The sequence below is a fragment of the Tyzzerella sp. An114 genome (assembly GCF_002161055.1).
Lineage (GTDB): Bacteria > Bacillota > Clostridia > Lachnospirales > Anaerotignaceae > Fimicola > Fimicola cottocaccae.
Window position 1 is genome coordinate 13,945 of the sequence record NZ_NFLT01000017.1, and the last position, 14,321, is coordinate 28,265.

13 protein-coding genes are annotated in these 14,321 nt (G+C 27.7%); all 13 read left to right on the top strand.

Annotated elements, in window-relative coordinates; translation table 11 throughout:
- The first annotated feature begins 46 nt into the window (after positions 1-46).
- Entirely contained in the window at positions 47-1,045 is a 999-nt protein-coding gene (locus tag B5E58_RS11295) for a BsaA family SipW-dependent biofilm matrix protein (protein WP_158097743.1), read from the top strand.
- Positions 1,046-1,115: 70 nt separating this feature from the next.
- A complete protein-coding gene (locus B5E58_RS11300) occupies positions 1,116-2,675 on the top strand; it encodes a hypothetical protein (RefSeq protein ID WP_088109769.1) in 1,560 nt (519 codons plus the stop codon).
- Positions 2,668-3,378, top strand: a complete 711-nt coding sequence (gene srtB, locus B5E58_RS11305) for a class B sortase (RefSeq protein ID WP_088109770.1) — start codon at positions 2,668-2,670, stop codon at positions 3,376-3,378. The genes B5E58_RS11300 and srtB overlap by 8 nt, the downstream gene beginning before the upstream one ends.
- 1,302 nt (positions 3,379-4,680) lie before the next feature.
- Complete coding sequence (locus tag B5E58_RS11315; RefSeq protein WP_088109772.1) at positions 4,681-5,094, top strand: hypothetical protein; 414 nt, start codon at positions 4,681-4,683, stop codon at positions 5,092-5,094.
- A 22-nt stretch (positions 5,095-5,116) separates the two neighbouring features.
- Positions 5,117-5,482, top strand: a complete 366-nt coding sequence (locus B5E58_RS11320; RefSeq protein ID WP_088109773.1) for a replication initiator protein A — start codon at positions 5,117-5,119, stop codon at positions 5,480-5,482.
- A gap of 6 nt (positions 5,483-5,488) precedes the next feature.
- Positions 5,489-6,055, top strand: coding sequence for a hypothetical protein (locus B5E58_RS11325; protein WP_088109774.1), 567 nt, complete (start codon positions 5,489-5,491; stop codon positions 6,053-6,055).
- A gap of 8 nt (positions 6,056-6,063) precedes the next feature.
- A complete protein-coding gene (gene mobP3 / locus B5E58_RS11330; protein ID WP_088109775.1) occupies positions 6,064-7,401 on the top strand; it encodes a MobP3 family relaxase in 1,338 nt (445 codons plus the stop codon).
- A gap of 12 nt (positions 7,402-7,413) precedes the next feature.
- Positions 7,414-8,295, top strand: a complete 882-nt coding sequence (locus B5E58_RS11335) for an amidoligase family protein (RefSeq protein ID WP_088109776.1) — start codon at positions 7,414-7,416, stop codon at positions 8,293-8,295.
- A gap of 14 nt (positions 8,296-8,309) precedes the next feature.
- Positions 8,310-8,753, top strand: a complete 444-nt coding sequence (locus tag B5E58_RS11340; protein ID WP_088109777.1) for a hypothetical protein — start codon at positions 8,310-8,312, stop codon at positions 8,751-8,753.
- Positions 8,754-8,870: 117 nt separating this feature from the next.
- A complete protein-coding gene (locus tag B5E58_RS11345) occupies positions 8,871-9,893 on the top strand; it encodes a C45 family autoproteolytic acyltransferase/hydolase (RefSeq protein WP_088109778.1) in 1,023 nt (340 codons plus the stop codon).
- A 59-nt stretch (positions 9,894-9,952) separates the two neighbouring features.
- Entirely contained in the window at positions 9,953-11,506 is a 1,554-nt protein-coding gene (locus B5E58_RS11350) for a DUF3991 and toprim domain-containing protein (RefSeq protein WP_088109779.1), read from the top strand.
- 10 nt (positions 11,507-11,516) lie between these two features.
- Complete coding sequence (locus B5E58_RS11355; protein WP_143597263.1) at positions 11,517-13,340, top strand: VirD4-like conjugal transfer protein, CD1115 family; 1,824 nt, start codon at positions 11,517-11,519, stop codon at positions 13,338-13,340.
- A gap of 456 nt (positions 13,341-13,796) precedes the next feature.
- On the top strand, positions 13,797-14,321 hold a 525-nt coding region (locus tag B5E58_RS11360; RefSeq protein ID WP_143597264.1), incomplete at its 3' end, for a hypothetical protein.

Below are 14,321 nucleotides of genomic sequence, written 5' to 3' on the forward strand. Positions count from 1 at the left end.
TTAATAAAAAATTAAAAAAATAAAATAAAAAAGGAAGGTAATGACTATGAAAAACAAAAAAAGAATTGCAATTAGTGCAGCAGCATTAGCAGGTTGTCTTGTAATTGGTGGAACATTTGCTTGGTTCAGCACAACTGACAAAGTAGCCAACAAATTTGATATGGACGCATTTGATGTAGCCATCACTGAAGACTTCGACCAGAACCCAGATATACCACTTGTACCTGGTGCAGACATTACAAAAAATGTAACAGTTACAAACAGTGGAAATATGGATGTTGTTGTTCGTGTTAAACTTGAAGAAATGTTAAAATTATTTGAAAGATACACAGAAGAGGGTAACGATAAGTTAAAAGTAACTTATAAAGATAATGCTACAGGAGAAAATTATGAAGTTCCTGTTGTTATGAGTGATGAAATGATAGCTGCTTATGGAGGTGCAGGATATACAGGTTATACTTCAAATGTTCCAACAGGGGTAACAGTACTTCGTAAAATAACACAAACAGGTGATAATATAGTTTATAGCTATGTTGCATACAAAACAGATAACAAACAGGTTGTAAAAGTAACACCAGTTGGTGATAGTAAAGAAACTCCAGATAGCTTCACAGCGCAATATGCTTTCCATACATATAAAAACAATGATGTTGATGGTGCAACAGCTATTCATGGTAAAGACGATGCTACATTAAATGAATACTATGGTGCATCATTCCATGAAAATGCAGTTGTATTAAACTTTGCTGCAAATGTTGATACAAATGGAGACACAATTGATGATGGTGCAAACTGGTATCTTGCAGAAGAAGATGGATACTTCTACTATACAAAAGTACTTGAAGGAAACACAGTTTCTGACCCACTTCTTGAGTCTGTTTATATAAAAGAAGAAGCTGCAAATGCTCTCCAGGGTGCACATTATGAACTTACACCTATAATGGAAGCTACACAGGCAGAAAAAGCAGCAGTAGAAGGCAACTGGACATCTAATTATGGTAATGAAACAATTAGAAATCATATAAATGGATTACTTGCTGAATAATATACAAAAATAATACATATAAAAGAGGCTTATGTCGTAAGGCATAAGCCCCTTGCAAGGAGGCTGAAGAATGAAAAAAGGAATAAAGCAGACCTTGCTTATAGGGGTAATTGGCTTCAGCCTTGTTGCAAGGTTTCCAATTACTGCTGAAGCAGGGATATTAAAGAGTTATAATCAAAGTTATGATGCTAAAAATAATACTGTAATCTATACAATAAATGAAAATGCAGGGTCAACTGTCACTTTTGATTGTAATGATGTGGCATCAAGTCTTATGTTTGATGTTACACAACCGGGAGAGACTAGTGAAATAAATATAAAAATAGTAAATAATTCAGATACAACATATATTTTTAAAAATATGAAATTTAATCCTGAAAATCATGTTGATAGGGATATTAAAGTAAAGGACCCTAAAAATCCTAAAGATATTGTCAGAACAGAACCACCGGAAGACGAAGGAACAATTTGTTCTACAACAGGTTTTGATGGGAATAAAATACCTTATGGCATGAATGTTTTGCGTTGTGTTACACAACCACTTATGGATATGTATAATAAAAATCATCCTTCTGATGTCACACTTTCTGAAGTTCAAAACGCAACAGAGAAAGCCAAAGAAATAGGATATAATTCATATTCAGATTATCTTTTACAATATTATAAATCAAGTTGTTCAAATTGTAGAAATGCAAATAGTTTGATGGAGCTTGAACCTGAGCATATTGCAGAAATTTTAGGTTCTGGTATGAATGGTTTTAGAGGACAGTCTGAAATAAGATATCCAAGAACAATAAAAGCTGATGATATTACTAATGGTAATTATGATAATTTTATAAAATATGGTTGGGCGTCAATAAAAACAGATGATAATGGCAATAAATTTGTGTCTCAAGATTACGAAATTATGGAGACAGAAGATGAAATTATAAAACTTGGTTATTGGTATCTTTATCAATATGGTATGCGTTTGACTTTTGATGCTGAAAAGTATCCACTTACATATAATGATGAAACCGAAACCGGCGGACTTCAAATATATTCTTATCTTTATAATCTTGGTAAGGCTAATGAAATTGTAACTGATATATTTAAAAATATGACAATTTATAGTGAAGGAAGTAAAACTATTGATAATGTTCAGTTTGCGGCACAGTTACCAAATGCTTACGATTTGAGAGAAATGGATTTTGGTTTTACAATGACATTTGTTGCAGTTGGTGGAAATCCTGATGGCGGTGGTGGAGGAGGAAATCCTGATCCTCCAGTTGACCCAGAAAAACCTCCAACAGAACCAGAAGAGCCACCTGTTGATATAGAAGACCCTGATGTTCCTTTAGTAGAACCAGAACCGGAGCCAGATGAGCCTTCGACAGAGCCAGAAGAACCTTCTGTTGATATAGAAGAACCGGATGTTCCTTTAGTTCCTTGGGAAGAAGGACCAGAACCAGGCGACCCTGAAAATATAACAGAACAGGGTAAAGTTCCAACATCAGGAAAAGATAATACTTTTAAACCTTCAAAAACAGGAGATGAATCTAATATATTTAAGTGGATTGTTATAGAGATTACATCTATTTGCCTTATAATATTTGTGATATATTTAAGAAAGAGAAATAAAAATGAATAAAAAACTTATATCCAATATATGCATAGCTTTTTTTATTATTGTATTTTTATTTTCATCATATAAAATATTTAACATAGTTATGGATTATAAAAAAGGTCAAGATACATACACACAAATATTAGAAGATAATACTAATAATTCACAGGATATTGATTTTGATAAGTTGAGTAAAATCAATAGTGAAATTGTAGGTTGGTTAATAGTTGATGGGACAAATATTTCTTATCCAATAGTACAAGGTATTAATAATGAGTATTATTTAACTCATCTTTTTAATGGTGAGAAAAATCCATCAGGTTGTATATTTCTTGATTATAAAAATAGTAAAGATTTTTCTGATAAACATAGTGTCATATATGGTCATAATATGAAAGATGATACTATGTTTGGTCAGTTGGAAAAATTTAAAGATGAAGAATTTTATAAAAATAATAAAACAATGACAATTATAACTCCGGAAAAAGAGTATATTGTAGATATATTTGCTGGATATGTCACAGATACAATGGATGAAATATGGCAAATAGAATTTGATAATTCTAATTTTGAAGATTGGTTAAATAATATAATTAAAAAGTCGTATTTTGAGAGTGAAATTAAACCATCAAAAGATGATAAAATAATAACTCTTGCTACTTGTAGTGTAGAATCAAACGACTCAAGATTTGTACTTGTTGGAAAAATTAGAAATGATAAATATTAAATAATTTTAAATTTTATGTATAAAAACAAGAATGATTTTAAACAAATTTAGTTTGATATTATTCTTGTTTTTTATTTTTATATTTGTCTATGTGTGAAGTTTTTGTAATGATATGGTTATTAAAAACATGGTAGAAATTTTTTAATAATTTTATAATTAATTGGAATATTAAATCTATTATAATTTATATTATTATACTCAAAACAACTATATCTAAAAAGTATGATATAAAAAATAGATTTTAAAAGGTATTCAAGATATGCTTCACGTAAACACTTAAAATTTTTATTTACTGATAAGATATTAAGTTTATTTTCTGTTTCTTGAAACTCTATTACATCAACTTTCTTGAAACAATGATAGTAAATTTCTCAGCAAATTTTTTGAATAGACAATGGATTTTTTCTTGTAAATATGTAAAATCCATTTGATTTATCAGGAGAAAAAACATTGAAAGATAGTGTTCAAGAACATAACTTTTGTCATTGATAATAAGTTTTAGTTCATTGATTGAGTGAAAAATTTCTGAAAACTTAGGTGTGTTTTCATTGTGGTTAGAAATAAAATAATTAAAAATATCCATAAAATAACCCCTTTATTTTGAAGTTGGCAGAGCCACTTGTGGTATATAAACTCTGATAAAAGGAAGTGTCAATATATAATTGTTTTCAGAAGAATAAAAACATCAAAAAATGTGATGTGACAAAAGTATTATAATGGCTGTTTTAGGGCTGTGTTTGCCCTTGTGTAAAGACTTGTGAAGAAGGCGTGATAATTTTACCTAAATAAAAAATAAAGCCTGTTTAAGGCGATTTTAAGTGAAGTTGAAAAAGATAAAAGTAGTTAAAAACGGAATATGTAAATAAACTTATGCGAACCGAAGAGTTCGCCTTTTTTATGCCTATATTTGCCCTTGTGTGAAGTTTTTATAGAAAGGTGGTGTTATTAATGGGCAAGATATAATAAAGGCAAGTTTGGGCAAATATGAAGGATTTTGAAAAAAGAGGCTTTTATCAAAAAAGTTAGATAAAAATAAGCGAAATTTTAAGTGGAGTTTCAAGGCAAAAATATGGCTTTGATAGGGGGGAGTTGTGAGGAAAACAAAAGTGCAGGTTAAATTTCAACGCTTTGGGCGTTGAAAGTTCCCTCAAATCGCCCGCAGTGCGGGGATTTTTTCGCAACGCTCGTAAAATACGATTAACGCTCGTGTCAGAGTTATCTAAGTTAATAAATTAATATTTACTTAGAAAACAAAGGGTTTTAGGCTAACGCTTATGCCGACTCAGGGAGGTTTTAAGACATATGAATGAAGAATATAGAAAACAAAGATACACAGTATGGCTTACAAAAGAAGCTATAGATAAAAGTGATTCAGCTGTAATAATAAAAAACTTTACAAACAGAAGTGATTTTATAGAAAAAGCAATTCATTTTTATTCAGGATACATTTATCAAGAACAACACTCAGAAATTTTATCTGATGTTATTGTTGAATCTATGGAAGGAATAATAAAAGCATTAGAAAATCGTTTTGGAAAATTACTTTTTAAGATTGCAGTTGAGATGGCAAAACTGGAACAAATGCTTGCAGCAATAAATGAAATGGATGATGAAACAATTGAAAGATTACATAAACGTTGTGTAGATGAAGTTAAAAAAATAAACGGAATAATAAAAATGGAAGATGCTGTGAAATATCAAAGAAGAAAAGATTAATAATATTTTGGAGGTGTTTAAAATGAAATACGATTATTTTTATGGCAAAGCAGAATTAGAACCTTTTTCTTATTACAGTTTACCAATAGTATTTTTTGAAAAAGAAAAATATATAGATATGTCAATAGAAGCAAAAATTTTATATTCAATATTACTTGATAAAATAAATTTATCAGAAGCAAAAGGTTGGGTTGATAAAAATGATAATCCTTATGTTATATGTACAATAAATGAAGTAAAAAAATATATTTGTTGTAGTGATAAAAAAGCTGTAGATGTAATGAACGAACTTGAAAATAAATATCTTTTAATTAAAAGAAAACGCAAAGGTCTTGGAAGGTATGACATAATTTATGTTAAAAATATAATTAAAAATGATGAGGAGTGATTAATAATGAAATATAAATTTTACAGTCCTATAAAAGGAGTACTTGATTATAGTGATAATTGTGCATTAGATTATGAATCATACTTTGACGAAGAAGCTATTGAAGAATTAGATTATATATCATTTGATTACTTAAATCAAAGAGAACTTTCATTTTATGAAGAAATAATAAATGGAGCTATTAAAAACAGTTGGGATTATAAAAGTGATGAAGGCAAAGGGCTTATGTATTACTTTGGATATGGTGATGATGATATAGAATTACTTGAAAAAGTAAAATCAGCATATCCCAAAATTGAAACTGTAGGAGATAATGCTTATGGAGTTATGGAGTGTGAAATATCAGAAAAATTAAATGATAATGACATAAAAATATTAAAAGAATATTTTGGTGGACAGTATAGTGATGGCTGGGGTGAAGGATTTGAACAGCAAGGAATAAAAACAAGAGAAGGTACTATATATTTAAGTTTCTGGCCTGATAACTTTTATATTGATACAGAAAAAGAGTTTGAAACTAGATTAAATGAAGAAATGGAAAGCGGTATAGATTTTATAAATTTTGAAATGTAGGTGATTGTATGGCAAGGTTAATATTATCATTAAGATATCTAAAAAATAAAAAAACTTCAGCAATAAAAAACTATGTAAAATATGTTGCAACAAGACCTAATGCTGAAAATTATAATGTAAATGTTTTAAATAACAATGCAACAAAAAATCAAAAAGATTGGATAGAAAAAGAATTAAATAAATATCCAAACCTTAAAGAAATATATCAACAAGAGTATGAATGTTATATTAAAAATCAAACAATAGGAAATGCCTCAGAACTTATAGAAAAAATAGCTGAGGAAGGCATGGCAAGAGAAAATGATGTTGAGAATTATGTAAGTTATATTGCTAAAAGACCAAGGGCAGAAAGGGGTGAACAAGGTCATGCCCTTTGGAATGGTTCAAATGAAGTTATTGATATTAATGAAGTTGCAAAAGAGACAGCAAACCATAAAGGTAATATATGGACTTTCGTTATATCTTTAAAACGAGAAGATGCTGAACGCTTGGGATATAATAATGCAAGTGCTTGGAGAGAACTTGTAAGAGCCAAGTCAGTAGAGCTTGCAAGGGCAATGGGAATATCGGTAAAAAATTTTGTATGGTATGGTGCTTTTCATAATGAAGGACATCACCCACATATTCATTTGATGTGTTATTCAAAAAATCCAAGAGAAGGATATATAGATGATAAAGGATTGGCAAAATTAAAAAGTTCTTTTGCCAACGAAATATTCTATGATGAAATTTATCATATTTACGAAGAAAAAGATAAAATGCGAGAAACCATAAAAAAATATTTTGATGAAAAACTTAAAGAGTCAATGTCAATGAAAGAAAGTGAAAATATAAAAATAGAATTACTTTTATGGCAGTTATCAAAGAACTTAAAAACATCAAAACATAAAAAAGTCTATGGAAGGCTTGATAAAGAAAATAAAATTCTTGTAGATGAAATAGTAAGAGAAATAAGTAAAGATGAAAAAATAAATATGGCTTATGAAAGCTGGGTAGGTTTAAAAAATGATATTTTATCTACATATAAAAATCAGACAAGAAGTAAAAATAATATTGCTGATGAAATAGAATTCAGAAACATAAAAAATATGGTGTTAAAATCAGCTTTGGAATTATCAGAATCATCAGAAATGAATAAAATAATAACTGATAATAACAAGGAATTTTTATCAGAAAAAGAAATTGCAATAAAGCAAACAAAAAATACATTTTTACAGCTTATGAAAAATGTAAGTAATATGATTGAAGAAGATTATGACAATAAGAAAAAATTCATAAAAACAACAGATAAAAAACTTATGAGTAAGATACTTGAGAAGAAACAATCACAAGGACAAAAAATATAGGAGTGTAAAAATATGAGGTGGAAAAAATATTCTGTTGAAATTGATATGACAGGCACAACAAGAAAGGCAGTAGCTGAAGTATTAAATGATATTTTTGAAAATGAATATATATTTGAAGATAATGGTTACTATATTGAAGATAAAATGAATAGGATATGGTCTGTTTTACCTTCCGAAACAATAAGAGCTGAAAAATTAAATAATGATAAAATTGTTGGGGCAAATCATCTTTATCAAATGAAGTTGGTTACCCCATTTTTTTATGAAAATGACTTTGAGTTTTTAAAGTCTGTTATTGATGAATTGAAAAATAAAGATGTAATAACAAATAATACAACAAAAATGAGTGTGGTTTTAGATTTAAGTAATACAGAGAACTTAGAACAATATAAAACTAATTTAAAAAATATCTATACAAGTAGAAAAAATATGTTTCAAAATGCTTTAAACATAGCTTTAAATGAAATGAAGGATTTTATAAATTTATATGATAAAAAAGTTAAATTTCCTATTTTTAAAAGCACTCTCAATAATGATGAGTTATTAAGTTGTATTCAGTTATCTCAAACTATAAGCAATTATGCTGAAAATACAAAAAATATATCAGAAAAGATAAATGAAAATCCAAATCAAAAGTTTTTGATGAGAACTTGGCTTGTCAGAGCAGGAATGATTGGTGCTGAATATAAATTTGCAAGAAAGATGTTTACACAAAATCTTAAAGGCAATTCAGCTTGGGTTAATAAAGTTAATGTTGAAGAAATAAGTAATGCAAATATTGAAGAAACACAAGAGTATTTAGAAAATAAATTTGATACTGAAGAATTACAAGAATATTCAGAACAAGATTTTAATGATGAAGAACCTGAGAATTATATTTCAATGGAAATGTGAAAGGAGAATTTAAAATGTTTTTATTAACATATGATATTTATATGAGTGAAGAAAAAATGAAAGAAATATTGCCACAGGCACAAATTAAAATGAGATGTCTTTTAAATGGTTATGAACTTAAGTTTTTTAACCAAGTGCTTGGATTGATAAAAAGCCAAAAAGATGAAACTGCTTCGGCAGTTATATGGAGTATTGAAGAAAATGATATTATTAAAATAGAAGAAATATATCCCAAAGAAAGTTATGATAAATCATACTTTCATATAAAAATAGATGACAAATATGTAAATGATGATATATTGACTGCAGTTTACATACCTAAAAATACAGCTACTATGCTTCCTACAAATGAATATATTGAAGATATTATAAAAGCATATGGAGAAAACAACTTTGATTTTTGTTGTATTGAATATGCTTTGGATAATATAAAATTTAATTATGAAAGTCATGATTAAAGAGTTTAAATAAAAAACATATAAAAATTTTATTTCATTGACAATAATTTTTTATTCTGTTACTTTATGAATATGTAAGGCCTTACTAATACAAAACCAAATAAAGTAGGTGTTAAAATGTATCATGTAAGATTTAAAAATACACATTATGAAGCTGGATTACATTGGGGACAAAATTTAAGAAATCATGGAATGCTTATTCAAAATCAACATACTTTTCAAATTACAGATGAAAGAAAAGAATTTGCTAAAAAATGTATTCCTATCTATAAAGAATACTATCCTGAAATTTTAGATGAGATAAAAGGAATTGCAGAAGGACAACAAAGTTCATATGAGAATTTATATACTTTTTTATTAAGCATGTATTGTTTTGAATTTAGTAATCATTGTACTTGTTTTGCTTTTAAAGATGAAAAACATATTATATTTGGAAGAAACAGTGATTTTTTAACTAAATTAGAAAAACTTTATATGAATTGTTTATATAATCTGGAAAATGCTTTTTCATTTAACGGAAATACAACAGCATTTGTTCAAATGGAAGATGGAATTAATGAATATGGATTAGCAATAGGTTTAACATTTGTTTATCCAAAAGTAAGAAAAGAAGGTTTAAATGCAGGAATGTTGGTAAGATATATATTGGAAAAATGTAAGACAACAAAAGAAGCGGTTCTATTTTTAAAAAATATTCCTATTGCTTCACAACAAATTTTAACAATAGTAGATACAAAAGGTGATATGGTTGTAGTAGAATGTAATCCATATTTTGTTGAAATTATTAAACCAAAGAAAAATGAACAGTTTGTAGTAACTGCTAATAATTATAACTCATCAAAGATGACAAAATATAGAAATAATAAACTTATTGATGATTGGAAATCTTCTGAAAGATATGATGTTGCATATAATGCACTTAAAATTCAAAATAATCACTTTTCACTAGATTGTGCAAAAGATATTCTTTCAGGTAAATATGGATTTATGTGTCAATATGATAGAAAGAATGGTGCTGATACTGTTTGGTCTGTTATATATGATGTGAAAAACAAAAAAATATATAGAGTTGAAGGAAATCCATCACGAAAATTATTTAAAGAAGATACCAGATTTAAATTTAATAATTGTTTAGTTTAAAAAATAAAGCGGTTAATTAAAATAATTAACCGCTTTTATATTTGGGAGGGTTCAATGAAATGGCACTTTACACTAATGAACAAATACAAAGAGCAAATGACTCAAGCCTTGAAACTTATCTTAGAAAAAGGGGCGAACAATTAAAACCTTCAGGAACAGAGTTTATATTAATATATACAGACAGCACAGGAACACACGATAGTATTACAATACGAAATAATAAATGGTATGACCATAAAAATGGAATAGGTGGATATCCAATTCAATTTATGAAAGAGTTTTATGGTTTAAATTTTAGAGATGCATTAAAAGAATTATTATATGGTGAAGAACCTATGTTAAATGGTTGGACTGACTCTTCGGAGTTAGTCTCCAACTATAAAAAACAAGATGAATCAGTATATCAAAAACAAAAAATTTCTTTAAATGCAGAAATGAATTCAGAAGAAAAAAGAAAAGCGGAATTTATTCTTCCTGTAAAAGCTAATAATAACGATAGGATGTTTGAATATCTTACAGAAAAAAGATATATACCAAAAGAAGTAGTAGAAAAATTTGTAGATAAAGGATTGATATATCAAGAATCTAAATATAGAAATATAGTTTTTCTTGGAACAGATGAAAACGGTGTGTCTAAATCAGCCAGTAAAAAATCAACATCTAATAATGGGAAGAACTTTAAAATTAAAGTTGCAAGCTCTGATACATCATTTGGTTTTTGTTGGAGGGGAAAAAGTGAAAGAGTTTTTGTATTTGAAGCAGCTGTTGACCTTATGTCATTTATAACACTTTCAAAAGAAGACTGGGAAAATAATAATTATATAGCTTTAGATGGACTTTCACCAAAACCGTTATTAAGGTTTATTGAAGAAAATAAAAATATAAAAGAAGTATATTTATGTCTGGATTATGATATTGCAGGAATAGAAGCAGGAGAAAAAATAAATGATATTCTTGATGAAATGTATGGTGATAAAATAACAACAGTTATAATAAATCCATTATATAAAGATTGGAATGAGGAATTGAAGGCTAAAAACGGTAAAGAAGCAACATCAATACAAATACACCCTAAAAAAGAAAGTTGTAAGAAAACTATTAAAAATCTTATATCTTTAAATAGAAATGATGAAAATAAATATATAACTTGGAGAGATGAAAACTATAAACAAAAGGGTATAAATTTTTACATAGATCAAATAAAAAGAGATTTTGATTTGATAGAAAAATCAGTTGAAATATTAGATGATGAAAATATAAAAATATTAAGGGGTGCTTTTTTAAGAATAGCTGACATATCAGCTTCTATTATATGTAAATCAATGAAAGATAATTATACTATATCTACATATATTGATGTTATGCTACAAATAGAAAATGAATATAAACCTTATAAAGATAAATGTTTAATGAAAAATAGAATAGAACAAATGAAAGAAGAGATTGGCTACTTGGAAAATAGTTTTATTGACAATAGCCAATCTTTTTTATTATGGGCAAAAAATTTGTTAAATACATCTATAAAAGCTGAAATATATGCTGAAACAGATTATATAAAGGAACTAGAAAGAATGAAAATGACAGAAGAACCACAAATGACTATGAATATATGAGGTGAATATATTGGAAAACTTAATAAAGCTTATACCACTATTTTTGATATTTAGTGTTTTTATGATTTTTATGTTTTTAGCTGACAGAAAAACATTAAATATAAAAAGTAAAACAGTAGGTGACGGTCAACATGGCTCTGCAAGTTTTGCCACACCTAAAGAAATAAGTAAATCTTTTAAGAGAGTTAACTATGAACCTAACTTATGGAGAGAAGGAAAAACAAAAGATTTACCTCAAGGAATAATTATTGGCTGTAATATTGTTAAATTTGGTAAAAAGAAAAAAGTATCAGCAATAGTTGATGAAGGTGATGTTCATTCACTTATGATAGGTGCAGCAGGTGTTGGAAAGACTGCAAAATTCTTATATCCAAACATTGAATATTGCTGTGCAACAGGTATGAGTTTCGTCACAAGCGATACGAAAGGAGACCTACTAAGAAGCTATGCACCTATTGCCAAAAAGTATTATGGCTATGATATTTCAGTACTTGATTTAAGAAATCCAACACAAAGTGATGGTTTTAATATGCTTCATATGGTCAACAGATATATGGATGAATATTTGCAAACAAATTCACTTGTGGCAAAAGCGAAAGCTGAAAAGTATGCAAAAATAATATCAAAAACAATTATGAATTCAGGTGGATTTGATTCAGCAAATGCAGGGCAGAATGCATTCTTTTATGACTCGGCAGAAGGTCTTATTACCTCTGTTATTTTAGTTATTGCAGAGTTTTGTTCACCATATGCCTTTAGGCAAAAAGAAAATGAAAATAATTCAGAAGAAGAGAATATAAAAGCAAAAGGCGAAGAAAGACATATAATAAGTGTATTTAAACTTATACAGGACTTACTTGCTCCTTCGGAAGTTAAAGGAAAAAGTCAGTTTAAATTGCTTATGGAAAAACTTCCGGAAGAACATAAAGCAAGATGGCTTTCAGGTGCTGCACTAAATACATCTGACCAAGCAATGGCATCTGTACTTTCAACAGCATTATCAAGGTTAAATGCTTTTCTTGATTCTGAAATAGAACAGCTTCTATGTTTTGAAACAAAAATAGATACTGAAAAGTTTTGTAAAAATAAATCAGCAGTATTTTTGATTATGCCAGAAGAAGATGACAGTAAATATTTTTTAATTTCATTAATTGTACAGCAGCTTTATAGAGAAATGCTTTCAATAGCTGATGAAATGGGAGGTAAACTGCCTAATAGGGTGATGTTTTTTCTTGATGAGTTTGGAACACTTCCAGCTATACAATCAGCTGAAATGATGTTTTCAGCCAGCCGTTCAAGAAGAATAAGTTTTATACCTATAATACAATCATTGGCTCAGCTTGAAAAGAACTATGGAAAAGAAGGTGCTGACATAATAATTGATAACTGCCAGATATGTATATACGGTGGTTTTGCACCTAATTCAGAAGCAGCAAATGTGCTTTCAAAAACATTGGGAGATAGAACGGTTATGACAGGAAGTATATCACAGGGTAAAGATAAATCAAAATCGTTACAGATGACAGGAAGACCTCTTATGACACCTGATGAATTAAAAACAATGCCCAAAGATACATTTATTGTTACAAGAACAGGTGTGAAACCTATGAAAACAAAGCTTCATTTATTTTTTGAATGGGGAATTGAATTAAATGAGAAATATCCATTGAGAGAAGCTGTTGTAAGAAAAGTTGTATATGCGAATAAAAAGACAATAGAAAAAGCCATATTGAGAAAGTATGGTGAAGAAGTAATGAATATTACAACAGAAGAAAATGAAAATTTACCTTTAAAGGCAGGTATCAAAGACATATTGAGAAATATGAAAGAATGATTTTATAATATCAAAAAAGTTGATGAACCATGGCATAGCTTTTAGATATTACAAGGTTTCTTATTTTTAAAAACATAAAGTAAGAAACCTAAAAAAATACATAGATTACACCAAGGGGAAAGTCCGACTTTTTTAGAGCTATATATATATTTATTTATTATGTATACATGTTTACATGTAAACAGAAGAAGGATAGTTATATTAATAAATATATAATAATGATACTAAAGTATGTTTTGATAGCTAATTTTTATATAATATAATTGACTTGAAAAGAAATATAAAAATATGTCATAATATAAAAATAGATATCACAAATAAGAAATATAAAGTAGAAATAATGTTATGAATCAATTTTTTAAATATATTATGTAGCAAGTATATTAGAAATTTTATCTAAAGATTTTATGAAAAAGTTAATTTAAAGATAATTTATAATGAATATGGAGGATTATAATGTTAAATAAATTTAAAAGTTTTTTAGAAGAAAATATTATTTTTTCAATGTTAGTAGGTGCTATATTAGGAGGATTAATATCTTGGACAATTGTATGGTTTTTTCCCTCTAAACCTGTTGAAATAAATAATGTGCCTCAAAAAGAATTGACATGTATATTAAATTATTCACAGAGCTTGGTAAGTAAATATACTAATGACGATAGATTTCAAATCACTTATGATGGAGAAATTATAGAAGAACCTTATATATATAGTATTACAATTAAGAATACAGGAAGTTATGAAATTTCTAATGAAGATTTTAAAAATAATTTTATAATTGATTTTGAAGGATGTAATAAAATTATAAATGCTAAAGTTGTAAATTCAACAAAAAAAGAAGTAACTGACGAAATTTTATCTAATTCGAAATTTGAAGGAACAAACTTTATTTTTAATGATTTTTTTTTAAATCCAAATGAAGGTTTCACAATAAATATTATAACTAATGGAAAAGCAACTAAAATATATTATGATTATAGA

What these genes read in the sequence shown, in the direction of transcription:
- B5E58_RS11295 (WP_158097743.1), top strand. Translation starts at nt 47, where the DNA reads ATGAAAAACAAAAAAAGAATTGCAATTAGTGCAGCAGCATTAGCAGGT.
- B5E58_RS11300 (WP_088109769.1), top strand. Translation starts at nt 1,116, where the DNA reads ATGAAAAAAGGAATAAAGCAGACCTTGCTTATAGGGGTAATTGGCTTC.
- srtB (WP_088109770.1), top strand. Translation starts at nt 2,668, where the DNA reads ATGAATAAAAAACTTATATCCAATATATGCATAGCTTTTTTTATTATT.
- B5E58_RS11315 (WP_088109772.1), top strand. Translation starts at nt 4,681, where the DNA reads ATGAATGAAGAATATAGAAAACAAAGATACACAGTATGGCTTACAAAA.
- B5E58_RS11320 (WP_088109773.1), top strand. Translation starts at nt 5,117, where the DNA reads ATGAAATACGATTATTTTTATGGCAAAGCAGAATTAGAACCTTTTTCT.
- B5E58_RS11325 (WP_088109774.1), top strand. Translation starts at nt 5,489, where the DNA reads ATGAAATATAAATTTTACAGTCCTATAAAAGGAGTACTTGATTATAGT.
- mobP3 (WP_088109775.1), top strand. Translation starts at nt 6,064, where the DNA reads ATGGCAAGGTTAATATTATCATTAAGATATCTAAAAAATAAAAAAACT.
- B5E58_RS11335 (WP_088109776.1), top strand. Translation starts at nt 7,414, where the DNA reads ATGAGGTGGAAAAAATATTCTGTTGAAATTGATATGACAGGCACAACA.
- B5E58_RS11340 (WP_088109777.1), top strand. Translation starts at nt 8,310, where the DNA reads ATGTTTTTATTAACATATGATATTTATATGAGTGAAGAAAAAATGAAA.
- B5E58_RS11345 (WP_088109778.1), top strand. Translation starts at nt 8,871, where the DNA reads ATGTATCATGTAAGATTTAAAAATACACATTATGAAGCTGGATTACAT.
- B5E58_RS11350 (WP_088109779.1), top strand. Translation starts at nt 9,953, where the DNA reads ATGGCACTTTACACTAATGAACAAATACAAAGAGCAAATGACTCAAGC.